Genomic DNA, 23,069 nt, shown 5'->3' with positions numbered 1-23,069 from the left:
CATGAACAAGCGCCTGGTCCTGATCGACGGTTCCTCCTATCTCTTCCGCGCCTTCCACGCGCTGCCGCCGCTGAGCAACGCGCAGGGCGAGCCGACCGGTGCGCTGTTCGGCGTGGTCAACATGCTGCGCGCGCACCTGAAGGACAAGCCCGACTACATCGCCTTCGTGATGGATGCATCGGGGCCAACCTTCCGCGACGAGCTCGATCCGCAGTACAAGGCCAATCGCCCGCCGATGCCCGACGACCTGCGCGCGCAGATCGAACCATTGATGGCGATCGTGCAGGCGCTGGGCCTGCCAATCATTCGCGAATCCGGCGTCGAGGCCGATGATGTGATCGGCACGCTGGCGCTGCAAGCCGCGGCGGGCGGCGTCGACGTCACCGTCTCCACCGGCGACAAGGACATGGCGCAACTGGTGCGTCCCGGTGTCGGCCTGGTCAATACCATGAGCGGCAGCAAGCTCGATTCCGATGAAGCGGTCGTCGCCAAGTTCGGGGTCAAGCCGGCGCAGATTATCGATTACCTGTCGCTGGTGGGCGATGCCGTCGACAATATCCCGGGCGTGCCCAAGTGCGGGCCAAAGACCGCGGCGAAATGGCTGGGCGAATACGCGACGCTGGATGGCGTCATCGCCAATGCCGGCAAGATCAGCGGGAAGATCGGCGAATCCCTGCGTGCGACATTGCCGCGCCTGCCACTGAACTACCAGCTCGCGACCATCCGCACCGACGTGTCATTGCCGGAACGTCATGACGAACTCGCGATGCGCGAACGTGATGTCGAGGCGTTGCGCGTCCTCTATGCGCGCTACGGCTTCAACCAGGCCTTGAAGGAACTCGATGGCGCCGCCGTTCCGGAATCGGCGGGCGCTGCCATGCCGAAAGCGCCGACCGGCTTGCGCGGTTTCGTCGCGCCACCGGTGATCGCCGGCGACATCGATCCGCAGCTTTCGCGCCCGGGCGAGTACGAGTGCGTGGTCGACGAAAAACAGCTGAAAACGTGGGCCGATGCGCTGGCGCAAGCATCGATGTTCGCCTTCGATACCGAAACCGATGGCCTCGACCCGATGCAGGCGAACCTCGTCGGCATCTCGCTGAGCACGGTTGCCGGGAAAGCCTGTTACATCCCGATTGGCCACGTCGCTGCGGGTGAACAGCAACTCGCGCTCGACACCGTGATCGCCGCGCTGAAACCCGCGTTCGCCGATCCCGGCAAGCTCAAGATCGCGCAGAACGGCAAGTTCGACCTGCACATCCTCCATCGCCACGGCCTCGACGTGTTGCCGCCACTGGGCGATACCTTGCTGGAAAGCTTCGTGCTCGATTCCAGCCAGCGTCACGACATGGACACGCAGGCCAAGCGCCTGCTCGGCATGGACACCATCCACTACGAGGACGTCACCGGCAAGGGCGCGAAACAGATTTCGTTCGCGCAGGTCGCGCTCGATGTCGCGACCAACTATGCCGCGGAAGATGCCGATGTCACCCTGCGCCTGCATGAAGTGCTGTCGCCGAAGCTGGCGGGGGAACCGAAGCTGGACGGCGTCTATCGCGACATCGAGCTGCCGCTGGTGCCGGTGCTGGCGCGGATCGAGCGCAACGGCGTGCTGATCGATGCCGCGGAATTGCGCACGCAATCGGCGGAGTTGTCGCGACGGATGCTGGAAGCGCAACAACGCGCGACCGAACTCGCCGGACGCGCAATCAACCTCGACTCGCCCAAGCAGCTTGGCGCCTTGCTGTTCGACGAACTTAAGTTGCCGGCACTGGTGAAGACGCCGGGCGGTGCGCCATCGACCAATGAAGAAGCGCTGGAAGCGATCGCCGACCAGCACGAACTGCCGCGCGTCATCCTCGACTATCGCGGCCTCGCCAAGCTCCGCAGCACCTACACCGAAAAATTGCCGGAGATGATCAATCCGCGCAGCGGGCGCGTGCACACCAACTACAACCAGGCGGGCGCGGCCACCGGGCGCTTGTCGTCGAACGACCCCAACCTGCAGAACATCCCGATCCGCACCGAGGAGGGCCGGCGGATTCGTGAGGCGTTCGTCGCGCCGCCGGGGCGCGTCATCGTCGCCTGCGACTACTCGCAGATCGAATTGCGGATCATGGCGCACCTCTCGGAAGACCCGGCACTGCTGCGCGCGTTCGCTTCAGGCGAAGACGTTCATCGCGCCACTGCGGCGGAAGTCTTCGGAAAAGCGCTGGACGCGGTCAGCAGCAACGAGCGCCGAGCCGCCAAGGCGATCAACTTCGGCCTGATGTACGGCATGGGTGCGTTCGGACTCGCCCGCCAGCTCGGCGTGCCGCGCGGCGAAGCGCAGGATTACATCGGGCTGTATTTCAGCCGCTATCCGGGCGTGCGCGATTACATGGAACGGACCCGCGTGCAGGCGCGCGAGCAGGGCTATGTCGAAACCGTGTTCGGGCGACGGCTTTATCTCCCCTACATCGCCAGCCGCAACCAGGCGCAACGGGCCGGCGCCGAGCGCGCGGCGATCAACGCACCGATGCAGGGTACCGCCGCCGACATCATCAAGCGCGCGATGGTGGCCGTGGATGCGTGGCTGCAGCCGCAAAACGACCAGGGCCTGATGATCATGCAGGTCCACGACGAACTGGTGTTCGAATGCGATGGCGGTTTCGCCGACACGTTGCGCGCCGAAGTAGGGCAGCGCATGGCCGGCGCCGCCGATTTGCGCGTACCACTGGTGGTCGACAGCGGTAGCGGCGCCAATTGGGAACAGGCGCATTGAAAGCCGCTGTCATGAACGTGAACGCGCGGCGAGGTTTCGTTCTAAACATGCGCTGAACCTGATCCGGATTTACATAATTTTTCGGTTTGATTTACGTATCGCAGACAAACGCAGTGTTTAACTACGCGTGACAGATGCAACGTCTGTCATTGGATAACTCCCTCCCCTGGAGTGATTCCTGCTCAGGCACGTCCTCCCCAGACGTTGTCTGAAACCCCGCCCCGCCGGCCCCCCTCCGGCGGGGTTTTTTATGTGCCTTCGCGGGATGAATGCCACACTCTGCGAATCCATCTTCCGCGCGAGTCATACATGAACGACCTATTCCACATGTCCGCCCCATGGTGGATCTTCATCCTGCGCGGCATCGTCATCTACGCGATGGTGACCGTACTGATGCGGATGTCAGGCAAGCGATCGATGGGCCAGTTCACCCCGTTCGACCTGATCCTCATCATCCTGATCGGCAACACGGTCCAGAACGGCATCAATGGCGGTGACAATTCGCTGACCGGCGCGTTCTGGATGCTCGGCACGCAAATTGGCCTCAACTGGCTCGTGGCCTGGGGGTCGTCGCGTTCGTTGCGCTTCCGCCACCTGATGGAAGGCACGCCGACCTTGCTGGCGAAGGATGGCGAGGTCTACTGGCCTATCCTGCGTCAACAGTTGATCGGCCAGACCGATTTCATCACTGCGATGCGGTTGGCGGGCTGCAATTCGGAGAAGGACATCCGGCGCGCGGTCCTGCAGCCCAACGGCCACATCATGATCGAGACCAAGGACGACAAGTGGACGTGACGGGCTCTATGAGCGTTCGCCCAGCCAGTCACGGGGCTTGAGGTAATCGGCCAGCCGCGCTTCCGGGCTGTCCGGCTCCGGCACGAACCCGTATTCCCAGCGCGCCAGTGGCGGCAGGCTCATCAGGATCGATTCGGTGCGACCGCCCGATTGCAGCCCGAAGTGGGTGCCGCGGTCGAGCACCAGGTTGAATTCGACGTAGCGACCACGCCGGTACAGCTGGAACTGGCGTTCGCGTTCGCCGTAGGGCGTGTCGCGGCGACGCTCGACGATCGGCAGGTAGGCATCGAGGAAACCGTCGCCGATCGCACGCATGTAGGCGTAGTCGGCATCGAAGTCCTGTTGCAGGTCATCGAAGAACAGGCCGCCGACGCCGCGGGTTTCGCCACGATGCTTGAGCAGGAAATACTCGTCACACCAGCGCTTGTGCGCGGCGTAGCGTTCCGCGCCGCCGAAGGGTTCGCACAGCGCGCGCGCCACCCGATGCCAGTGCAGCACGTCCGCGTCGACGGGATAGAACGGGGTGAGATCGAAGCCGCCGCCGAACCACCAGGCCACGGTTTCGCCGTCCTTCTCCGCGCGGAAATGACGGACGTTGGCGTGGGTGGTCGGCAGGTGCGGGTTGCGCGGATGGAACACCAGCGACACGCCGCAGGCGCGCCACTGCGCACCGGCCAGCTCCGGACGCGCGGCGGTCGCCGATGGCGGCAACCGCGTGCCGGAGACATCCGAGAAACCGACGCCGGCCTGCTCGAACACCGCGCCATCGCGGAGGATGCGGGTGCGTCCGCCGCCGCCGAGCAGCGCGCCGCTGCCTTCGCGTGTCCACGCGTCCTCGACGAAGCGCGCGCCACCATCGGCGCGTTCGATCGCGGCGCAGATGCGGTCCTGCAATCCGGCCAGCCAGTCGCGGACGTCGTTGAAGGGAACGGTAGGCGTGGTATTCGTCATGGCGTCATTGTCGCAAGCGTGCGCTCAAGGCGCCGATGTCGCGCGGCAGGCGTGCAAGGGATCGAGTTGCGGCCGATACGCGCTGCTGCGCACCTGCATCATCCCGAGCAAGGCATCGAAGATGTTGTCGTGGCTCCAAGGCAGTGCGGCCTGATGGGTGACGCATGCGGCATCGGTGCCGTCGCGTTGGCGAAAGCCGGCGGACATCCACATCACCATCGGGATATGCGTCTGCACGTCAGGCGCGAAGGCGTAGGGCGCGCCGTGCAGGTACAGGCCGCTCTCGCCCAACGATTCGCCGTGGTCGGAGGCGTACAGCACCGCACCATCGATGGCGGGATCACCCTGCAAGGTATCGATCACCGAGGCGATGACGGCATCGGTGTAAAGGATGCTGTTGTCGTAGGCGTTGCGGATCTGTTCCGGCGTGCAGGTCTGCAGCTGGTTGCTGCGGCAGACCGGGGTGAAACGCTCGAATTCCGCCGGATAACGCTGGTAATAGGCCGGACCGTGGCTGCCCTTCACGTGCAGCACGATCACGCGATCGCCATGGGTGTCCGCCAGTGTCTTCTTCAGCGCATCGACGAGGATGCCGTCGAAACAGTTGCGGCCACTGCACCACGCCGGATCGCTGGAATTCTGCAGATCGGTTTCGTGCACGCGCTTGGCGACGCCCTTGTCGCCGGTATTGTTGTCGAACCAGGCGACATCGACGCCGGCATGCGTCAGCACGTCCAGCGCGTTTTCGCGGGCGAGGGCGCCACGTTCGCTGAAGTCCTTGCGGCCGAGGTCGGAGAACATGCATGGCAACGACACCGCGGTATCGGTGCCGCAGGAACGCACGTCGGCGAAATTCACCGCCGCAAGCGCTGCGAGTCGCGGCGTGGTCTGGCGCGCGTAGCCGGACAGGCCCCAGCTGGCGGCGCGCGCCGATTCGCCGGCGATGAACACCAGCACCTGCGGTTTCGCACCGGCGGTCGTTGGCAGTCGCGTGGCATCGCGCCCGAGCGGTTGCACCACGATCGGCGCCTGCGGCCGTGCGTTGTCGACATAGGCGACGAGGCCGCTGGCGATCGCGATCGGGTTGATGACATGGCCGAGTTCGCGCTGGTTGCGCAGGCTGGAGGCGACGCCGCGCCCGCCGATGCCGATCGCCACTGCGCTGAGGGCGATCACCATCAGGATCAATTTCACTCGCGACCACAGCTCGCGCGGGAACGGACGCCATTCGATCCGCGTCCACAACACCAGCAGCGCCGGCAACGCGCCGGTCGCGCCGATCTTCCACGCCATCCGCCACGACAGCCATTCGCCGGCTTCGCGCGAATTGGTCTCGAACACGCTGCGCAGGGTGTGGCGATCGACCACCGCGCCGAAATCGTCCATGAAGAACGCCGCCGCGCCCGCGCACAGCAGCACGATGACGAGCCACGGCTTGATCGCCCATTTGAACGAGAGCGGCAGCAGCAGTACCAGGATGGTCATCGCCAGCAGCACGCCCAGGCACGGCAGGAACAGCCAGTGCGGCAGGCGGCCGGGATCGAGCGCGACCAGTAGCTTCCACGCGCTGAAGTTGGCGAACGCCAGCAGCCATGCTGCGCACAGCAGCAGCACGGTGTTCGCGCGCATCAAGGGTCCGCGCATCATGGCAAGGCCGATTCCATCCTGAAGGTCGCCTAGGCTAACGCAGAAGAAATCTGAATCGGCGGTTCCCTTGCGGCGTGCCTTCCCCCACAATTCCCGGGATTCCGGAAGTGATGCATGCGCGCCCACGTCTACAAGAGCACCCGCAAGGCCAATACCTATGTCTACCTCGCCGCGCGCGACGGGGGAGAGGCGCTGCCGGAAGCGCTGCGTTCGCAACTGGGGCCGCTCACCTTCGTGCTGGAAACCGAGTTGACGCCACAACGCAAGCTGGCGCGCGAAAGTACCGAAGAAGTGATGGCGAATCTCGCTGGCCACGGCTTCCACCTGCAGATGCCGATGACTGTTCCGCACGATCCCCTGACCTCGGATTGGGGGACGGATGCCTGACCAGCGCCTGGCTGTCACGGGGCAGGCCGCGATGCCCTGGCTGGCGGCTGCCGCCGGGGTGTTGGCCCTGCTCGCGACCGGATTCGGTGGATGGACCGCCGCGCTCGGCGGCGCGATGGGCAGCGGCTTGCTGGCCAGCGCCTGGCCGTTGCGCGGAAATCCCGCTGATCGTGCGCCACGGGTGGTTACCAGTCATGTGCTGGTGTGGGTCGTGGCGGTGGCGATCGGTGCAGTGCTTGCGGCGTGGCCGTTGCGCGCGTTGATGGCCTCGGGTTCGTTGCCGGCGGCGCTCGGCCTTGGTTTGGCCGCGGCGATCGGCGTGGTGCTGGCATGGCGGCTGTGGCCGTTGTGGACCAGCGATGCCGGCGATGCGCGTTTCGCGTTCGCGCACGCATTGGCCGAACGCGATCCGGCGCGACGCTGGGCGTGGAACGGCTTGCGTCCTGCGGTCGCGGTGGCCTGCGTGATCGCGTTGATTTTGGTGCTGGCGTGGCCGGGCGTGGTGAACGGTCCCGTGCGTTGGGCGTTTGCGGTGTTGCTGGCGGCACTGCTGCCGTTGCTGCGGTTCTCCGCGCGGATCCAGAAGGTTGTCAGCGAGATCCAGGCCAAACCGCCTGCGCCTGCGCCGGCACCTGCGCGCAATGCCGAGCCGGTCAGCCTCGATGCCTTGCCGGAGTTGCACTTGGAGGATGAAGCGGCGGCCGATGCCGTGGTCGACCTGCCGGCCACCACCGGCAGTGACGAACTCGATCGCGAACTCCATGCCGCCGCCCGCAGCGGTCGCGTCGAACGTGCCCTCGCGCTGCTCGATGCCGGCGCGCGCGCCGATGCCGTGCCCGATGCCGATGCGCGCGACCAGCGCCGCCTGCCGATTCTCGCTGCGGTGCTGCCGGACTTGCGCCTGCTGCGCGCATTGATTGCGCAGGGTGTGTCGCTGGATGCCGATGCCAGCGGCATCACCCCTTTGCTCGCGGCGACCCGCGACAGCTGGCATGGCCGTCCCGATGCCGTCGCAATGCTGCTGGCCAATGGCGCCGACGTGCGCGCGACCGATGCGCAGGGCAACACGCCGCTGCACCATGCCGCGCGCAGCACCGATCCCGGCGTCGCCGCCTTGCTGCTCGATGCCCAGGCGCAAGTCGATGTCGGCAACGACATCGGCCAGACTCCGCTGGCGATGGCCTGCGCCGCCGGCAACTGGCGGCTGGCGAAATTCCTGCTGGAACGCGGCGCCAGCGTCGCGCCGGCGAACGCACAGGCGCCATTGCTGTTCGCGGCCACCGCCACCGATGACGATCCCGCCGGCGTGCAACTGCTGCTGCGTCATCGTGCGCAACTGGATGCGGTGGATGACGAAGGCCGCAGCGCATTGCACCTTGCGGCGCAGGCCGGCCATTCCGCCATCGTCCAGACCTTGCTGGACAGTGGCGCCGGCGTCGATGCCGGTGATGCCACGCAGACCACCGCGCTGATGCTCGCCGCGCAGGGCGGCCATCGCGACGCGATCGATGCCTTGCTGGAAGCGCGCGCCGATGTCGTCGCACGCAACAACGCCGGCCACGACGCGCTGCGTCATGCGGTGGAAGGCGAAATCGCCGATGCCGATGTGGTCGCCGCCTTGCTGGCCGCAGGCGCGCGTGCCGATGCGGTCGACAACGCCGGCATCGATACCCTCGCGCGCGCCACCCAACTCGGGCGCTGGTCGGTGATGCCGGCGCTCGATCCCGCCTTCGTGCCGCCACCGCCGGCAACGACCGAGGGCGATGTCGCGGCAGACGAAACAACGCTGGATCGTCCGCCATATGCGGTGGTCAGCGATGCCCTGCGCGATGGCGACAACGCCACGCTCGAACGTTTTGCTTCATTGCTGGATCGCGACGAATTCACTCGCATGCTCGCCGAACTGGCGCCGGCGTCGCCGCAGGTGATTCCGTGGTTGCTCGCGCGCGGCGCCGATGTCGACGCGATGCGCGAAGGCCACAGCGTGCTCGGGCAATTGCTGCGGCTGGCGCCGGCTGATGCCATCGCCGCGCAGGCGCTGGACGTATTGTGGCTGCGGGGTGCCAGTCCCGCCGGTGCCGGCGTGTTCGCCAGTCATCTGCAGGCGATGCGCGCGCACCCATCCGAACATGGCGAATCCTTCGCGCTGCGATTGCTGGAACGTGGCGCCGATCCCTTCGGCAACGATGGCGCCGGCGATCCGCCGCTGCACCATGCCATTCGCCTGCACTGGTCGCAGCTGACGCAGCGCCTGCTCGATCTTGGCGTCGATCCCTGCACGGTCGGTGCCAGCGGGTTGAGTGCGCTGCATGTCGCCACTGCCTGCGGCGACGCCAATACGGTGCGTGCGCTGGTCGCGATCGGCGGCAAACCCGATGCCCGTGCGCCCGATGGCCAGACCGCACTCGGCGTTGCGCTCGCCAATGGCCGCAAGGATCTGGCGGATTGGCTGGACTGGCGTGGCTGGCCGCTGCCGGGCCGCGCGTTGCGTGCCGGCGACCTGCCTGCGGCCGCCATCACCGGGGACGGCGATGCCGTGCGCCGCCTGCTCGATCTCGGTTTCCCGGTCGATGCACTCGACGGCCAGGGCTGCAGCGCCCTGTTGCGCGCCGCCGGTGGCGGTCATGTTGCCGCAGTCGAACAATTGGTCGCGCACGGGGCGAATGCCGGACTCAGCGCCAGCACCGGCGCCACGCCGTTGTCGGCGGCAGTGAGCATGCGTCATGCCGCGGTGGTCGATCGCCTGCTCGCCGCCGGCGCCGATCTCGGCCAGCGCCTGCCGGGCGAAGTCACCGTGCTGATGCTGGCGTCGGCGCTCGGCCTGCCGGAAATGGTCACGCGGCTGTTGCGCGCGGGCGCCGATGTCGCCGCCGCCGATCCGCAGGGGCTGGCGCCGATCCACTGCGCCGCGCTCTACGGGTTCACCGCGCGTGACCGTTCGAGACTGGTCGCGCTGTTCGACACCTTGTTGCTGGCCGGCGCCGATGCCAATACCCGCGCCGAAGCCGGCGTCACCCCGCTGCTGCTGCTGCTGGGTGCGCGCGCCGAACCCGGCACCGCCTGCGATGAAACGGTGATCCTCGCCGGACTCGATCACCTGCTCGACGAAGGCGTCGAACTGGACGCCCAGGATCCGCGCGGATTCGCCCCGCTGCACATCGCCGCCCTGCATGGCCTGATGTCGGTGGCGCAACGCCTGCGCGACAGCGGTGCGCCGCTGGGACAGCGCGACCGCCTCAACCGCACCCCACGCGATATCGCCCTGATGCGCGGTTTCGTCGATGTCGCCGCCGAACTGGCGGAACAGGCGGCTGCACCCTCCGGAGCGGATGCATCGATGGCGCGGATGTTGCGGCCACAGGATCGCCCGTACTGATAGTCGGGCCGTGATGGCCGGCGAGTCCTTGTGGAGTTACGATCGTGCCATCCACGAGGGGAGAGGGCGGATGACACGATCGATACTGGTGCTCGCGCTGGCGATGCTGGCCTGTCCGGCGATGATGGCGCAGGCGAACGAACCGCAATTGGTGACGAATGATCGGGGTCTCACCGAAACGGTCATGACCATGCGCGTGCGTGGCGACCTGACCTTCGGGCCGGATGGCGTGGTGAAGGAACATCACATTGCGACCAAGCTCGATCCGAAGATGGCCGAGTACGTCGACAAGACCATCGGTAAATTGAAGTTTCGACCCTATCTGCAGGACGGTGTTCCGGTCAATGCCAAGACCTATTTCCAGATGACGTTGGCGGCGCGCGCCAAGGATGCGGACCGCTACGAACTTTCGATGGACAATGCATACTTCACCGACGACGAAACTTTCGGAGACCGCAAGTTCGGCAAGAACGCGCCAACAAAATGCATTGTCGACTGCATGCTGTCCCATCCGCCAGCACCGTCATATTCCGGTGGAGCAAATGGCGGAGTCATCGTCGATCTCTATCTGAATCCGGATGGCACCGTGGCCGATGCAGTGGTCGGGCAATCCGCGTTGTACAGTGTGCGTGGTTCAGATTTGACACTCAATGACGCGCGCAAGGTCATCGAGAAAATTGCGCTCACTTATGCAAAAAATGCCCGTTTCGCGCCTGGCTCCGGTAGCCCGCTCGTCGGCGACAACCATCAGGTGGGTGCGTTGCCCTTCGTCTTCCAGATGGAAGGACCCACCTCCGACAACCTGGGCAAATGGCGCCTGGAACAACGCGGAAAACGCAATATTGCCTCGTGGCTCGCCAACGATCCCGATCGCTGGGTCGGCGTCTCCGACACCTCGGGTGGCGGATTCATGGCGATGAAGGACAGTCCGTACAAACTGGTTCCCAACGAAGCACACACGCCATAACGAAACGGTCTGCCCATCACATGGGGAAAACGATATGACGAAGCGAACGATATTGGCGGTGGCAGTCGCATTGGCCGCCTTGACTTGCCCGGCGGCGGTGACGCAGGCGAAAGAGCCGCCTGCGCTGGTGACGAGTGATCGCGGCCTCACCGAATCGGTGCTGACCATGCGTGTGCGTGGCGACCTGACCTTCGGGCCGGATGGCGTCGTCAAGGAACATCACATCACGACCAAGCTCGATCCGAAGGTGGCCGAGTACATCGACAAGACCATCGGCAAGTTGAAATTCAAGCCATATCTGCAGGACGGCGTGCCAGTCAATGCCAAGACTTACTTCCAGATCACGCTGGCTGCGCATCCAAAGGATGGCGGCTACGCGATTTCGGTAGACAACTCTCAGTTTAACGATACAGAATATTTGCCATCGAAAGAGCTCCGAAAGCAGGTCAAAAGCAGCCGCAAATGTGTCGTGGATTGCATCGTTTACGCGCCCGATCCGCCCGTATATCCGATGGGTTTGTGGGCGGCGGGTGTAAGCGGCGGGGTAATGGTCCATCTCTATCTGAATCCCGACGGTACTGTTGCCGATGCCGTGGTTGCGCAATCGGCGCTGTACAACATCCGGGGCAACGACGGCCTTCTGGATTACGCGCGCAAACTCATGGAGGATCAATCGCTGGAATATGCCCGGCATATTCGTGCAGCGCCGGGCTCCGGAAGTCCGCTGGTGGGGGATGACCATCTGGTCGCGACGTTGCCGTTCGATTTCAATCCCAATGGACGTTCAAAGACTGACAACGAAGGCAAATGGCGCCTGGAACAACGCGGCAAACGCAATGTAGCGTCGTGGCTCGCCAACGATCCCGATCGCTGGGTCGGCGTCTCCGACACCTCGGGAGGCGGTTTCATGGCGATGAAGGACAGCCCGTACAAACTGGTTCCCAACGACGCGCACACGCCGTAACACCTCCGGCAATTGCGCCAAAACAAACGCCCCGCAATGCGGGGCGTTGTCGTATCGGATGAAGCCGCGGTCAGCGCTTCATCGAACCGAAGAACTCGTCGTTCGACTTGGTGTTCTTCATCTTGTCGAGGAGGAACTCCATCGCGGCGATTTCGTCCATCGGGTGCAGCAACTTGCGCAGGATCCAGATCTTCTGCAGCAGGTCGGGCTCGATCAGCAGGTCCTCGCGGCGGGTACCGGAGAGGTTGACGCCGATCGCCGGATACACGCGCTTCTCGGTGATGCGACGGTCCAGGTGGACTTCCGAGTTGCCGGTGCCCTTGAACTCCTCGTAGATCACCTTGTCCATCGCGCTGCCGGTATCGACCAGCGCGGTGGCGATGATCGTCAGCGATCCGCCTTCCTCGACGTTGCGGGCCGCGCCGAAGAAACGCTTCGGGCGATGCAAGGCGTTGGAATCGACGCCGCCGGTCAACACCTTGCCGGAGCTCGGCAACACGTTGTTGTAGGCGCGGGCGAGGCGGGTGATCGAATCGAGCAGGATCACTACGTCCTTCTTGTGCTCGACCAGGCGCTTGGCGCGTTCGATCACCATTTCCGCGACCTGGACGTGGCGCGCGGCCGGTTCGTCGAAGGTGGAGGAGATGACTTCGCCGCGCACGGTGCGCTGCATTTCCGTCACTTCTTCCGGGCGTTCGTCGATCAGCAGCACGATCAGGTGGACGTCGGGATGATTCGTCGTGATCGCGGTGGCGATCTGCTGCATCATCATCGTCTTGCCGGCTTTCGGCGGCGACACGATCAACGCGCGCTGGCCCTTGCCCTGCGGGGCCATCAGGTCGAGGATGCGGCCGGTGATGTCTTCCGACGATCCGTCGCCACGCTCGAGCTTGAAGCGCTTGCGCGGGAACAGCGGCGTCAGGTTCTCGAACAGCGTCTTGTTCTTGCTGGCTTCGATCGGCTCGCCATTGATGGTGTCGACGATGTTCAGCGCGAAGTAGCGTTCGCCATCCTTGGGCCAGCGGATGCGGCCGGACAGGTGGTCGCCGGTGCGCAGGTTGAAGCGGCGGATCTGCGATGGCGAGATGTAGGTGTCGTCGGGGCCGGCCAGGTAGCTGGCCTCGGCCGCGCGCAGGAAGCCGTAGCCATCCGGCAGGATTTCCAGCACGCCATCGGCCTGCACGCCTTCGCCATGGCGGGTCAGCACCTTCAGCAGGGCGAAGATGATGTCCTGCTTGCGCGCGCGAGCGACGCCTTCATGGATCTGCAATTGCTCGGCGATGTCGAGCAGCTTCTGCGCCGGCATCCGCTTGAGGTCGCCCAGCGAGTACTGCGGGAAGCCTTCCGGAATCGTGGGCATCGGGCGCGCCGAGGGCGGCGGTCCGTTCTGCTGGCCGTCGTCGTCGCTGGGGAGACCCTGCTCGCGATAGCGGTCACGCTGGCGGTCGCGGCGATTCTTGAAGCGTTCGCGACGATTGTTGTTGTTGAAGCGCTGGTCGCCGCCGGCCTGCTGGTCGCCGCCATCGCCGTCGTTCGACTGGTCGTTGGACTGCGCCGGGGCTTGCTGTTGGCGGTGTTCGCGGGGCGCTTCCGCAGCACGTGGTGCTGGCGCGGGCGCAGCCGCTGGTGGCGCGACGGGTGCGCTGACTTGGGTTGCAACAGGTGCGGGAGCGGCTTCCGTGGTTTCGGGACGTACCTTGGGCGGACGACCACGACGCTTCGGGGCGGGCTTGATTTCTTCTTCAGACAAAGGGGAATCCTCGCAATGGCGAGCGCTCGGCGCGCGGCCGGCGGTGTGGTTCGGGAATGGATTCGGTGCAGCGAGATGGGTGCGGCGGAGATGTCGAACTGCGGTGACAGGCGCGCCGGACAACTGGAAAGCTAGCACCGCCGGCGCGCCGCGGCAAGCGGGCGCCGACAGGTGGTTCAGATTTGGGGCCGGAACCGGGGCTCAGGCGACGGCGCGGTCGATCATCTGCGACAGCACCGATTTCACGTTCGGCGGGGCGCCCATCTGGGTGGAAGCGACCTGGCCGCCCTTGAACATCACCAGCATCGGGATGCTGCGGACATTGAAGCGCATGCCGACCTGCGGGTTGGCCTCGATGTCGACTTTCACCACCTTGGCCTTGCCCTGGTAGGTATCGGCGAGCTGGTCGAGGGTGGGGGCGATCATCTTGCAGGGACCGCACCACGGCGCCCAGAAATCCACCAGCACGGGCTGGTCGGACTTGAGGACGAGGTCATCGAAGTCCTTGTCGGTGGCATGGAAAACGTTGGCGCTGCTCATGGACACTCCGGAATGGGGGTGGGGCGAAAGGGGCGACGAATAGCTTCGCACGTCGCCGTCGCAAAGGCTGTGACGCGGCCGGGTGCGCGACTTGCTAAGATGTGCGGGCTCGCACGTCGGCTTCAAGCCCGTCGTGCCTCTGCAGCACTCAACTCTCCGGCGCCCGTCCCGCACGCGGCAGCCCTCCTCAAGCCTCAAGCGCTTCCTGCGCCCTTTCGAATTCCGCATGTCCGACAATCCGCTGACCGACGTCACCTTTTCCTCCTTCGATCTCCATCCGACCTTGTTGGCCGGATTGGAGGCCGCAGGATTCAACCGCTGCACGCCGATCCAGGCCCTGACCCTGCCGGTCGCACTGGCCGGGCGCGATGTCGCCGGGCAGGCGCAGACCGGCACCGGCAAGACGCTGGCTTTCCTGATCACGGTGATCGATCGCCTGCTCAAACGTTCGGCGCTGGCCGACCGCAAGCCGGAAGATCCGCGCGCGCTGATCCTGGCGCCGACCCGCGAGCTGGCGATCCAGATCCACAAGGACGCGGTCAAGTTCGGATCGGACCTCGGCCTGAAGTTCGCGCTGGTCTATGGCGGTGTCGATTACGACAAGCAGCGCGAGTTGTTGCAGCGGGGCGCCGACGTGATCATCGCCACGCCCGGCCGCCTGATCGACTACGTCAAGCAGCACAAGGTGGTGAGCCTGCACGCCTGCGAGATTTGCGTGCTGGACGAAGCCGACCGCATGTTCGACCTCGGCTTCATCAAGGACATCCGCTTCCTGCTCCGCCGCATGCCCGAACGCACCACGCGGCAGACCCTGCTGTTCTCGGCAACGCTCAGCCATCGCGTGCTCGAACTCGCCTACGAACACATGAACGAGCCGGAAAAGCTCGTCGTCGAGACCGAGTTCATCACCGCCGCGCGCGTGCGCCAGCGCCTGTATTACCCCGCCGACGAGGAAAAGATCCCGCTGCTGATCGGCCTGCTGTCGCGCAGCGAAGGCGCGCGCACGATGGTCTTCGTCAACACCAAGGTATTCGTGGAGCGGGTGGCGCGTGCATTGGAGAAGGCCGGCTATCGCGTCGGCGTGCTCTCCGGCGACGTGCCGCAGAAGAAGCGCGAATCGTTGCTGAAGAAGTTCCAGGCCGGCCAGCTGGAAATCCTGGTGGCGACCGACGTCGCCGCGCGCGGCCTGCACATCGATGGCGTCTCGCACGTCTACAACTACGACCTGCCGTTCGATGCCGAGGACTACGTGCACCGCATCGGCCGCACCGCGCGTCTTGGCGCCGAAGGCGATGCCATCAGCTTCGCCTGCGAACGCTACGGCATGTCGCTGCCCGACATCGAGGCCTACATCGATCAGAAGATCCCGGGCGAGCACGTGACGCCGGATATGCTGATCGCGCTGCCGCGCCCCGAGCGCGCCAAGCCGGAAGCCGTCGAGGGTGACGAGGACGACAGCATCGGCACGATCTTCAAGGAGGCCCGCGAAGCGCGCGCTGCCGACGAAGCCAAGCGTGGCGGCGGTCGTGCCCGCAGTGGCGGTGGCAGCAGTAGTGGCGGTCGTCGCAGCGAAGGCCGCGATGGCGAACGTCGCGCGCCGCGTCCGCCGCGTGTGCAGGCGGAAACCGTAGCCAAGCCGGTTGCGCCGGTGCCAGTGGTGGCGAGCGTGGTGGCCAGCGAAGCAGATCCGGACAAGGCGCCGCGCAAGCGTCGCCGCCGGCGCAAGGGTCAGCCGATCGATGGCGTGACCGTTGTGCAGGAAGGCCAGGAGAACAATCGGTCGCCGGGGCAAACGCGCGCGGAGCCCGCCGGCAAGCGCGAACATGTCGCGCCGAAGACTGAACATGCCCAGGCGCAACCCGGCCTGCTGAGCCGCATCGGCCAAGGCTTGCGCAAACTGGTGACACGCGGCGCATCGCAGCAGCACTGACGGGAGCGTGCGGCATAATGCCGGCATGAGCCTTCTCCGCTTCGACGGCGTCAGCAAGCAGTATCCCGGTGGCCACCAGGCGTTGGCGGAGGTCAATTTCGCAGTGGAACCGGGCGAAATGTTGTTCGTCACCGGCCACTCCGGCGCCGGCAAGAGCACGCTGCTCAAGCTGATCCAGCTGGCCGAACGGCCAAATCGTGGCGCGGTGCTGTTCGACGAACGCAACCTGCACAACGTGCGCGGCCGCAAGGTCGCGCTGCATCGTCGCGATGTCGGCGTGGTCTACCAGAACCACCAGTTGCTGACCGATCGCACCATTTTCGAGAACGTGGCGCTGCCGCTGATCCTGCGCGGGATGCCGCGCGCCGAGATCGGCAAGCGCGTGCGCAGCCAGCTGGAACGCCTCGGCCTTGGTGGGCGCGAGAAATCGCTGCCGTCGCAGTTGTCGGCGGGCGAACAGCAACGCGTTGGCATCGCCCGCGCACTGATCGGCGAACCGCGGATGCTGGTGGCCGATGAGCCGACCGGCAATCTCGACCCGACGCTGTCGGCGGAGATCATGGAACTGTTCGCCTCGCTGCCGCAGCGCGGGACCAGCGTGCTGGTGGCGAGCCACGATCTCAACCTCGTCAAGCGCATGAAGAAGCGCGTGCTGGTGCTGAACCACGGGCAGTTGGTCGATGACATCTCGCCCGAGGATCTCGCCGATGAATAACCAGCGCGTGGAAGCGCCGCGTTCGGGCGTCGGCACCTGGATCGACCACCATCTCTACAGCGTGATGGCCAGCCTCGGCCGGGTATTGCGGCGTCCGTTCGCTTCTCTGCTGACCATCGCCGTGATCGCGCTCGCGTTCACTTTGCCGCTCGGGTTGTGGCTGGTGCTGCAGAACGTCGAGCGCTTCACCGGAGACGTCCAGCGTTCGCGCGAGATCAGCGTCTTCCTCAAGCAGGACACCACGGTCGATCGCGCGCGCGCGCTGGTGGAACAGGTGCGCGCACGTGCCGATGTCGGCAACGTGGTGTGGAAGACGCCGGACGAAGGGCTGGCCGAACTGCGCAAGAGCAGCACGCTGGGCGATGCGCTGGACGGACTCGATGGCAATCCGTTGCCGAACGTGCTGGTGGTGACGCCCAAGGGCGACGAACTGGCGCTGGCCGATGCGCTCAAGCAATTGCCGGAAGCCGATCAGGTCCAGCATGACGCGGCCTGGCGCAAACGCCTCGACGACTGGTTGAAACTCGGCGCGCGACTGGCGCTGGTGCTCGCGGTGATGCTCGGTGCCGGCGCGGTGCTGGTGATCGGCAACACCGTGCGCCTCGACATCCAGGCGCGCCGCGAGGAAATCGGCGTGCTGCAATTGCTCGGCGCCACCGATGGCTTTATCCGCCGGCCGTTCCTCTATCTCGGCGCGTTATACGGACTCGCCGCCGGAGTGTTGGCGCTGGCCGTGCTCACCGCCGCGAATATCGCCCTGCAGTCGCCGTTGTCGACGCTCGCGGCCAGCTACGGTTCGCATTTCGAATTGCAACCGTTGACGCCGGTGGAAGCGATCGTCGCGGTGGTCGCCGCGACCTTGTTGGGATGGCTCGGCGCAGGTATCGTGACCGGCCACTTCCTGCGCCAGACGCGACCGACGGAACGCTGATGTCCATCCCAACCCGCGACCTGCGTCATCTTGTCAGCGAGGCGCCGCGCGTGATGGTGGTCGATGGCTCGCGCATGGTGCGCAAGCTGATCGGCGACGTGTTGCTGAAGGAGTTGCCGAACGCCAGCGTGGTGCCCTGCAATGGCGTCGCCGGCGCGCGCGCGGCGTTGGCCGCAGGCCATGTCGACCTGGTGACGACCTCGCTGGTGCTGCCCGACGGCGACGGCCAGGATGTTGCGCGCGCGGTGCACGAAGCGGCAGAACAGGCCTATGTGCCGGTGATCGCGGTGTCGTCCGACGTCCAGCACCGACTGGAAACGCGCACGCTGGGCGACGAAATCACCGATTACTTCGACAAGGAACTCGGCTACGGTGCGCTGGTGGCGTTCCTGCGCGGTTACGTGCAGCCGCAGCCGGTCGTTGGCGCACGCGTGCTCTATATCGAGGACAGCCGCGTCGCCGCGCTGGCGATCAAGCGCATGCTGGCGACGCAGGGTCTCGCCGTGATCCACGTCGAAAGCGCCGAGGCCGCGCTCGACTATCTCGCCCAGAATCGCGAGGGCGATGACGCCCCGGGCGCCGACCTCATCCTCACCGACGTCTATCTCAACGGCCCGCTTGGTGGCGGCGACGTGTTGCGATGCGTGCGCGGCGAATTCCGCCTCGGCAAGCGCGCGTTGCCGATCATCGTGATGACCGGCGACGAGAACCCGGACAAGCAACGCGACCTGCTGGTCGCCGGTGCCAACGACCTGGTGCTGAAGCCGGTGGAAGAACGCCTGCTGGTCACCAAGATCCTGTTCCAGTTGCGCGCGGCGCGGCTGGTCCGGCACTGATGGGTAGCGATTCCGTCCGCCTCGAACCATCGTGGAAGGCGCGGGTGGGTGATTGGCTGCAGCGCGATGACATGCGCGCGCTGTCGGCCTTCCTGCGCGAACGCTTGCATGAAGGCGTGCGCATCCATCCCGATCCGAACCACATCTTCGCCGCGTTCGATGCCACGCCGTTCGATGCGGTCAAGGTGGTGATCCTCGGCCAGGATCCCTACCACGGCCCCGGCCAGGCGCACGGACTGTGCTTCTCGGTGCTGCCGGGCGTGGCGGTGCCGCCATCGCTCGACAACATCTACAAGGAACTCCACCGCGACATCGCCATGCCGCGTCCGGCCAACGGCTACCTGATGCCGTGGGCGCAGCGCGGCGTGCTGCTGCTCAACTCGGTGCTGACGGTGGAGGAAGGGCGCGCCGGCAGCCACCAGGGCCGCGGCTGGGAAGGCTTTACCGACCACGTGGTGGATGTGCTGAACCGCGAGCGCGAGGGACTGGTGTTCCTGTTGTGGGGCAGTTACGCGCAGGCCAAGGGCAAGGTCATCGATCCGCGCCGCCATCGCGTGCTGAAGGCACCGCATCCGTCGCCGCTGTCGGCCCATCGCGGCTTCATCGGCTGCGGGCATTTTTCCGCTGCCAACGACTATCTCGCTCGCAACGGCCACGCACCGATCGACTGGTCATTGCCGACATGACAACCATTTAATCCGGGGCACGGCTCCCTCGGCCTAGAATGGTCATCGGTTCCCATTGATGCCGCGCATGCCCCGCGTCCCGGTCCTCGTCCGCTCCCTGCAGTCCCTCGCCATCCTCTGCCTGTGCGCCGTCGCCGCACTTGCGCGCGCCGCCATCGTGCCGGCCGAGGTCACCGTGCTCTGCTACCACGAGATCTCCGAACGCAAGGATGCGTTGACGCCGTCCTACGCGGTGCCACCGGCATTGCTGGAAAAGCAACTGCAATGGTTGAAGGCGAACGGCTACCACTTCATCTCGGTGCAGGACATCCTCGACGCGCGCGCGCATCGCAAGCCATTGCCGCTGAAGCCGGTGTTGATGACGTTCGATGACGGCTACGAATCGGTTTACCAGAACGCATGGCCGATCCTCAAGCGCGAGAAGATCCCCGCGGTGGTGGCGCTGGTCGGCCACTGGATGGAGGTTCCGGAAAAGGACAAGGTCGATTTCGACGGCAACAAGTTGCCACGCAAGGACCTGATGTCGTGGGCCGAGTTGAAGAAGATGCAGGACAGCGGGCTGATCGAAATCGCCAGCCACAGTTTCGACCTGCATCGCGGCATCCTCGCCAATCCGCAGGGCAATCGCGAGCCTGCCGCGACCGCACTGCAATGGCTGCCCGACCAGCATCGCTACGAATCGGTGAACGAATATCGCCAGCGCATCCGCCAGGATTTCGCCAGCAACAAGGCATTGATCGCCAAGCGCCTCGGGCGCGCACCGCGGGCGATAGTGTGGCCATACGGCCGCTACAACGCCGATGTCAGCAAGATCGGCGAACAAGCCGGGATGCCGGTCGGTTTCAATCTGGACGATGGCCCCAATACCGCGACGACGCCGTTGTCGGCGCTGCGCCGCGAACTGGTGATGGGCGATACCACGCCGGAGGTGTTGGCGCACCTGCTGAAAGTGCGTGAACGCAACGTGCTCGACCAGGGGCGCGCGGCGAAGGTCGCGCAGATCGACCTCGACTACATCTACGACAAGGATCCCGAGCAGACCGAGGCCAACCTCGGCAGATTGCTCGATCGCGTGCAGAAGCTCGGCATCAACATGGTCTACCTGCAGGCCTTCGCCGATCCCGATGCCAACGGCGCCGCCGATGCCGTGTATTTCCCCAATCGCCACTTGCCGATGCGCGCCGACCTGTTCAACCGCGTCGCCTGGCAACTGCTGACGCGCACCCAGGTGAAGCGCGTGTTCGCGTGGATGCCATTGCTGGCGTGGCAGCCACCGGCCAGCGATCCGGTGTCGAAGGACGTGGTGGTGACACTGCCGAACAAGGCCAATCACCTGGCGATGGGATATCCGCGCCTGTCGCCTTTCTCGCCGAGGGTGCGCAAATGGGTGAAGGAGATCTACGAGGATCTCGGTCGCCAGGCGACGTTCGACGGCATCCTGTTCCATGACGATGTCACCCTGTCGGATTACGAGGACGGCAGCGTCTGGGCGAAGAAGCAGTATCGCGCCTGGGGCCTGCCGCAGCCGCTGACGACGCTGCGCAGCGACCACGCATTGCTGCTGAAGTGGAGCGAGCGCAAGACCGACTTCCTCGACGCCTTCGCGCTGGATGTCGCCGATGGCGTGCGCGCCCAGCAACCGGGCCTGCTCACCGCGCGCAATCTCTACGCGCAGGTCGCGCTCAATCCCGAATCCGAGACCTGGTATTCGCAGTCGTTCCGCAAGTCGCTCCAGCGTTACCAGTACACCGCGATCATGGTGATGCCATACATGGAACAGGCTGCCGATCCGCAGGCGTTCTACAAGGACATGGTGGCGAAGGTGAAGGCGGCGCCGCACGGCATCAACCACACCGTGTTCGAGCTGCAGACCGTCGACTGGCGCAAGGATGATGCGCCGCTGCCGCCCGCCGAAGTGCCCGACACCATCCGCATGCTCTACGGGCTGGGCGTGAAGCACGTCGGCTACTATCCCGACAACATGTTCAACAACACGCCTGACGCCGCGTTGCTGAGGCCAGTGCTCGACAGCAAGATCAACCCGCAGGACGAGGAGGACGATCAGTGACCCTCGCTTCGATCCAGGCCTACCTGCCCACGGTCTGGCTGACGCTGCAGGGATTCGTCTATTACTACCCGTTGTTCATGTCCTACCTGTGGATGCTCGGGGCGATCCTGTTCTACTGGCGCATCGAGCGCCGCGAGCCCAACTTCCGCCATCCGCCGATTCCCGCCGATGCGCCCGGCGTCAGCGTGCTGATCCCCTGCTACAACGAAGGCCCGCATGCGGCGGAAACGATCGCCCACGCGTTGAACCTCGACTACCCGGATTTCGAAGTCATCGCCATCAACGATGGCAGCAAGGACGATACCGGCGCGATCCTCGATGCCATGGTCGCCGACAATCCACGCCTGCGCGTGGTCCATCTCGCGCGCAACCAGGGCAAGGCGGTGGGCTTGCAGGCCGGCGCGTTGCTGGCACGCCATCGCATCCTCATCTGCATCGACGGCGACGCCTTGCTCGATCCGCACGCCGCCTACTGGATGGTGCGCCACTTCGACAACCCGCGCGTCGCCGCAGTCACCGGCAATCCGCGCATCCGCAACCGTTCCACCTTGCTCGGACGCGTGCAGGTCGGCGAGTTCTCGTCGATCGTCGGCATGATCAAGCGCGCGCAGCGGATCTTCGGTGCCTTGTTCACCGTGTCAGGCGTGATCACCGCATTCCGTCGTTCGGCGGTGCGCCAGGTCGGTTACTGGAATCCCGATGCCTTGACCGAAGACATCGACATCACCTGGCGCTTGCAACGCGCCGGCTGGGACGTGCGCTACGAACCGCATGCGCTGGTGTGGATCCTGATGCCGGAAACGTTGAAGGGCCTGTGGAAACAGCGCCTGCGCTGGGCCACCGGTGGTGCGCAGGTGTTGCGTCGCAACCTCGACGTGGTGCTGCACCCAAGCCAGAACCGCCTGTGGCCATTGCTGCTGGAACTGGTGCTGAGCCTGGTCTGGGCCTACGTGATGCTGGCGATGGTGGTGGTGTGGTTGCTCGGTTTCGTGCTTCCGGACGACTGGTTCCCCGGCATCGGTTCGCCGCTGATCCCGCAATACAGCAGCGTGTTCCTGGCGTTCACCTGCCTGTTGCAGTTCGCGCTCAGCAAGTGGCTGGACAGCCATTACGAGCGTGGACTCGGCCGCAACTACTACTGGATGGTGTGGTATCCGCTGCTGTTCTGGCTGATCAATACCGCCGCCACCGTGGTGGCCTTCCCGAAGGCGTGGATGATCGGGAAGGGCAAGCGCGCGCGCTGGGTCAGTCCCGATCGTGGCGTCCACATGAAGACAGGCGGCGATCATGGTTGAAGCACGGCCGCCGATCATCAATGCCCGGCGCGAACTCGGTCGCGGGCGGCGGATGTTGTCGGATGTGGCGACGCTGCTGCTGTGGGTCGGCTGGATCCTGCTGTGGATTCCCGCGTTGCACACCCTGCGCGAGGCACATCGGCTCAATGTCGACTGGGGACTCGCCGCGCAGGAAGCAGTCGATACCATCACCCCGATTTCGTTGACGCATTCGGCGTTGCTGGTGCTCGGCACCTGTGCGCTGCTGCTGCTGTGGGGACTGCTTCCCAATCGCAAGCCGGCGGTACCCAAGACCGAAACGCTGGAAGAGGAATCGCTGCGCCTGCAAGTGCCGCGACAGGAATTGCAGGATGGCCGCGACAGCCGCATCTGCGTGGTCCATCACGACGACGACGGCGCGATCAATTCGATCGAACACCGGCAGTAATCGGCAATGTGATGCCACAAAGAAAAACGCGGCCACCGGGGCC

At 65.3% G+C, this 23,069-nt stretch carries 18 protein-coding genes; 14 read left to right on the top strand and 4 right to left on the bottom strand.

The features are described 5' to 3' along the window. The first annotated feature begins 1 nt into the window (after window position 1). Entirely contained in the window at window positions 2–2,761 is a 2,760-nt protein-coding gene (gene polA / locus Lysil_RS01035; RefSeq protein ID WP_103073736.1) for a DNA polymerase I, read from the top strand. Window positions 2,762–3,070: 309 nt separating this feature from the next. Further along, entirely contained in the window at window positions 3,071–3,556 is a 486-nt protein-coding gene (locus Lysil_RS01030) for a DUF421 domain-containing protein (RefSeq protein ID WP_103073735.1), read from the top strand. A 6-nt stretch (window positions 3,557–3,562) separates the two neighbouring features. On the opposite strand, the gene hemF is transcribed toward Lysil_RS01030, so the two are convergent. Together hemF and Lysil_RS01020 are read right to left on the bottom strand one after the other, a co-directional pair. After that, window positions 3,563–4,507, bottom strand: coding sequence for an oxygen-dependent coproporphyrinogen oxidase (gene hemF, locus Lysil_RS01025; protein ID WP_103073734.1), 945 nt, complete (start codon window positions 4,505–4,507; stop codon window positions 3,563–3,565). A gap of 24 nt (window positions 4,508–4,531) precedes the next feature. Continuing rightward, the gene (locus Lysil_RS01020; protein WP_103073733.1) at window positions 4,532–6,154 is read right to left on the bottom strand and encodes a phosphoethanolamine transferase; all 1,623 of its coding nucleotides are present in this window, start codon (window positions 6,152–6,154) and stop codon (window positions 4,532–4,534) included. Between the two features lie 114 nt (window positions 6,155–6,268). Here Lysil_RS01020 and Lysil_RS01015 point away from each other — a divergent pair, with 114 nt between their 5' ends. Genes Lysil_RS01015 through Lysil_RS01000 form a run of 4 tightly spaced genes read left to right on the top strand, consistent with a single transcriptional unit; the run spans window position 6,269 to window position 11,848 of the window. Next, window positions 6,269–6,541 carry a YcgL domain-containing protein gene (locus Lysil_RS01015; protein ID WP_103073732.1) on the top strand — a complete coding sequence of 91 codons (273 nt, stop codon included), beginning with the start codon at window positions 6,269–6,271 and terminating at the stop codon, window positions 6,539–6,541. Next, complete coding sequence (locus Lysil_RS01010; RefSeq protein ID WP_103073731.1) at window positions 6,534–9,917, top strand: ankyrin repeat domain-containing protein; 3,384 nt, start codon at window positions 6,534–6,536, stop codon at window positions 9,915–9,917. The genes Lysil_RS01015 and Lysil_RS01010 overlap by 8 nt, the downstream gene beginning before the upstream one ends. Continuing rightward, window positions 9,823–10,884, top strand: coding sequence for an energy transducer TonB (locus Lysil_RS01005; protein ID WP_205756839.1), 1,062 nt, complete (start codon window positions 9,823–9,825; stop codon window positions 10,882–10,884). The genes Lysil_RS01010 and Lysil_RS01005 overlap by 95 nt, the downstream gene beginning before the upstream one ends. A gap of 34 nt (window positions 10,885–10,918) precedes the next feature. Next, window positions 10,919–11,848, top strand: coding sequence for an energy transducer TonB (locus Lysil_RS01000; protein ID WP_103073729.1), 930 nt, complete (start codon window positions 10,919–10,921; stop codon window positions 11,846–11,848). A gap of 70 nt (window positions 11,849–11,918) precedes the next feature. Here Lysil_RS01000 and rho read toward each other — a convergent pair whose 3' ends face one another. Both rho and trxA read right to left on the bottom strand, forming a co-directional pair. Next, entirely contained in the window at window positions 11,919–13,598 is a 1,680-nt protein-coding gene (gene rho, locus Lysil_RS00995; RefSeq protein ID WP_425477098.1) for a transcription termination factor Rho, read from the bottom strand. A 201-nt stretch (window positions 13,599–13,799) separates the two neighbouring features. Beyond that, window positions 13,800–14,138 (bottom strand): thioredoxin, encoded by a 339-nt coding sequence (gene trxA / locus Lysil_RS00990; RefSeq protein WP_103073728.1) that lies wholly within the window; start codon window positions 14,136–14,138, stop codon window positions 13,800–13,802. Between the two features lie 226 nt (window positions 14,139–14,364). Here trxA and rhlB point away from each other — a divergent pair, with 226 nt between their 5' ends. The 8 genes from rhlB (at window position 14,365) to pgaD (ending at window position 23,026) form a co-directional block, all read left to right on the top strand. Then, window positions 14,365–16,068 (top strand): ATP-dependent RNA helicase RhlB, encoded by a 1,704-nt coding sequence (gene rhlB, locus Lysil_RS00985; RefSeq protein WP_103073727.1) that lies wholly within the window; start codon window positions 14,365–14,367, stop codon window positions 16,066–16,068. Window positions 16,069–16,093: 25 nt separating this feature from the next. Next, window positions 16,094–16,783, top strand: coding sequence for a cell division ATP-binding protein FtsE (ftsE, locus tag Lysil_RS00980; protein WP_103073726.1), 690 nt, complete (start codon window positions 16,094–16,096; stop codon window positions 16,781–16,783). Next, window positions 16,749–17,714 carry a permease-like cell division protein FtsX gene (gene ftsX / locus Lysil_RS00975; protein WP_425477097.1) on the top strand — a complete coding sequence of 322 codons (966 nt, stop codon included), beginning with the start codon at window positions 16,749–16,751 and terminating at the stop codon, window positions 17,712–17,714. Before ftsE ends, ftsX begins: the two co-directional genes overlap by 35 nt. After that, a complete protein-coding gene (locus Lysil_RS00970) occupies window positions 17,714–18,550 on the top strand; it encodes a response regulator (protein WP_425477096.1) in 837 nt (278 codons plus the stop codon). The genes ftsX and Lysil_RS00970 overlap by 1 nt, the downstream gene beginning before the upstream one ends. Further along, window positions 18,550–19,236: a uracil-DNA glycosylase gene (gene ung / locus Lysil_RS00965; protein WP_103073724.1), complete on the top strand. Its 687-nt coding sequence runs from the start codon at window positions 18,550–18,552 to the stop codon at window positions 19,234–19,236. The genes Lysil_RS00970 and ung overlap by 1 nt, the downstream gene beginning before the upstream one ends. Before the next feature lie 67 nt (window positions 19,237–19,303). Continuing rightward, on the top strand, window positions 19,304–21,304 hold the full coding sequence (pgaB, locus tag Lysil_RS00960; RefSeq protein WP_103074899.1) for a poly-beta-1,6-N-acetyl-D-glucosamine N-deacetylase PgaB: 2,001 nt from the start codon (window positions 19,304–19,306) through the stop codon (window positions 21,302–21,304). Beyond that, window positions 21,301–22,599 carry a poly-beta-1,6-N-acetyl-D-glucosamine synthase gene (pgaC, locus tag Lysil_RS00955; RefSeq protein WP_240599999.1) on the top strand — a complete coding sequence of 433 codons (1,299 nt, stop codon included), beginning with the start codon at window positions 21,301–21,303 and terminating at the stop codon, window positions 22,597–22,599. The genes pgaB and pgaC overlap by 4 nt, the downstream gene beginning before the upstream one ends. Beyond that, complete coding sequence (gene pgaD / locus Lysil_RS00950) at window positions 22,592–23,026, top strand: poly-beta-1,6-N-acetyl-D-glucosamine biosynthesis protein PgaD (protein ID WP_103073723.1); 435 nt, start codon at window positions 22,592–22,594, stop codon at window positions 23,024–23,026. The genes pgaC and pgaD overlap by 8 nt, the downstream gene beginning before the upstream one ends. Window positions 23,027–23,069 lie beyond the last annotated feature (43 nt).

Origin of the sequence: Solilutibacter silvestris, assembly GCF_002895945.1 — a bacterium.
In the GTDB taxonomy this organism is placed as follows: domain Bacteria; phylum Pseudomonadota; class Gammaproteobacteria; order Xanthomonadales; family Xanthomonadaceae; genus Solilutibacter; species Solilutibacter silvestris.
The sequence above is the reverse complement of the archived record's forward strand: the minus strand, read 5'-3'. Positions and strand labels throughout refer to the sequence as shown.

Bases quoted from the DNA above. Each gene is read 5' to 3' on its own strand.
- polA (WP_103073736.1), top strand. From the start codon at position 2: ATGAACAAGCGCCTGGTCCTGATCGACGGTTCCTCCTATCTCTTCCGC.
- Lysil_RS01030 (WP_103073735.1), top strand. From the start codon at position 3,071: ATGAACGACCTATTCCACATGTCCGCCCCATGGTGGATCTTCATCCTG.
- hemF (WP_103073734.1), bottom strand. From the start codon at position 4,507: ATGACGAATACCACGCCTACCGTTCCCTTCAACGACGTCCGCGACTGG.
- Lysil_RS01020 (WP_103073733.1), bottom strand. From the start codon at position 6,154: ATGATGCGCGGACCCTTGATGCGCGCGAACACCGTGCTGCTGCTGTGC.
- Lysil_RS01015 (WP_103073732.1), top strand. From the start codon at position 6,269: ATGCGCGCCCACGTCTACAAGAGCACCCGCAAGGCCAATACCTATGTC.
- Lysil_RS01010 (WP_103073731.1), top strand. From the start codon at position 6,534: ATGCCTGACCAGCGCCTGGCTGTCACGGGGCAGGCCGCGATGCCCTGG.
- Lysil_RS01005 (WP_205756839.1), top strand. From the start codon at position 9,823: ATGTCGCCGCCGAACTGGCGGAACAGGCGGCTGCACCCTCCGGAGCGG.
- Lysil_RS01000 (WP_103073729.1), top strand. From the start codon at position 10,919: ATGACGAAGCGAACGATATTGGCGGTGGCAGTCGCATTGGCCGCCTTG.
- trxA (WP_103073728.1), bottom strand. From the start codon at position 14,138: ATGAGCAGCGCCAACGTTTTCCATGCCACCGACAAGGACTTCGATGAC.
- rhlB (WP_103073727.1), top strand. From the start codon at position 14,365: ATGTCCGACAATCCGCTGACCGACGTCACCTTTTCCTCCTTCGATCTC.
- ftsE (WP_103073726.1), top strand. From the start codon at position 16,094: ATGAGCCTTCTCCGCTTCGACGGCGTCAGCAAGCAGTATCCCGGTGGC.
- ftsX (WP_425477097.1), top strand. From the start codon at position 16,749: ATGACATCTCGCCCGAGGATCTCGCCGATGAATAACCAGCGCGTGGAA.
- Lysil_RS00970 (WP_425477096.1), top strand. From the start codon at position 17,714: ATGTCCATCCCAACCCGCGACCTGCGTCATCTTGTCAGCGAGGCGCCG.
- ung (WP_103073724.1), top strand. From the start codon at position 18,550: ATGGGTAGCGATTCCGTCCGCCTCGAACCATCGTGGAAGGCGCGGGTG.
- pgaB (WP_103074899.1), top strand. From the start codon at position 19,304: ATGCCCCGCGTCCCGGTCCTCGTCCGCTCCCTGCAGTCCCTCGCCATC.
- pgaD (WP_103073723.1), top strand. From the start codon at position 22,592: ATGGTTGAAGCACGGCCGCCGATCATCAATGCCCGGCGCGAACTCGGT.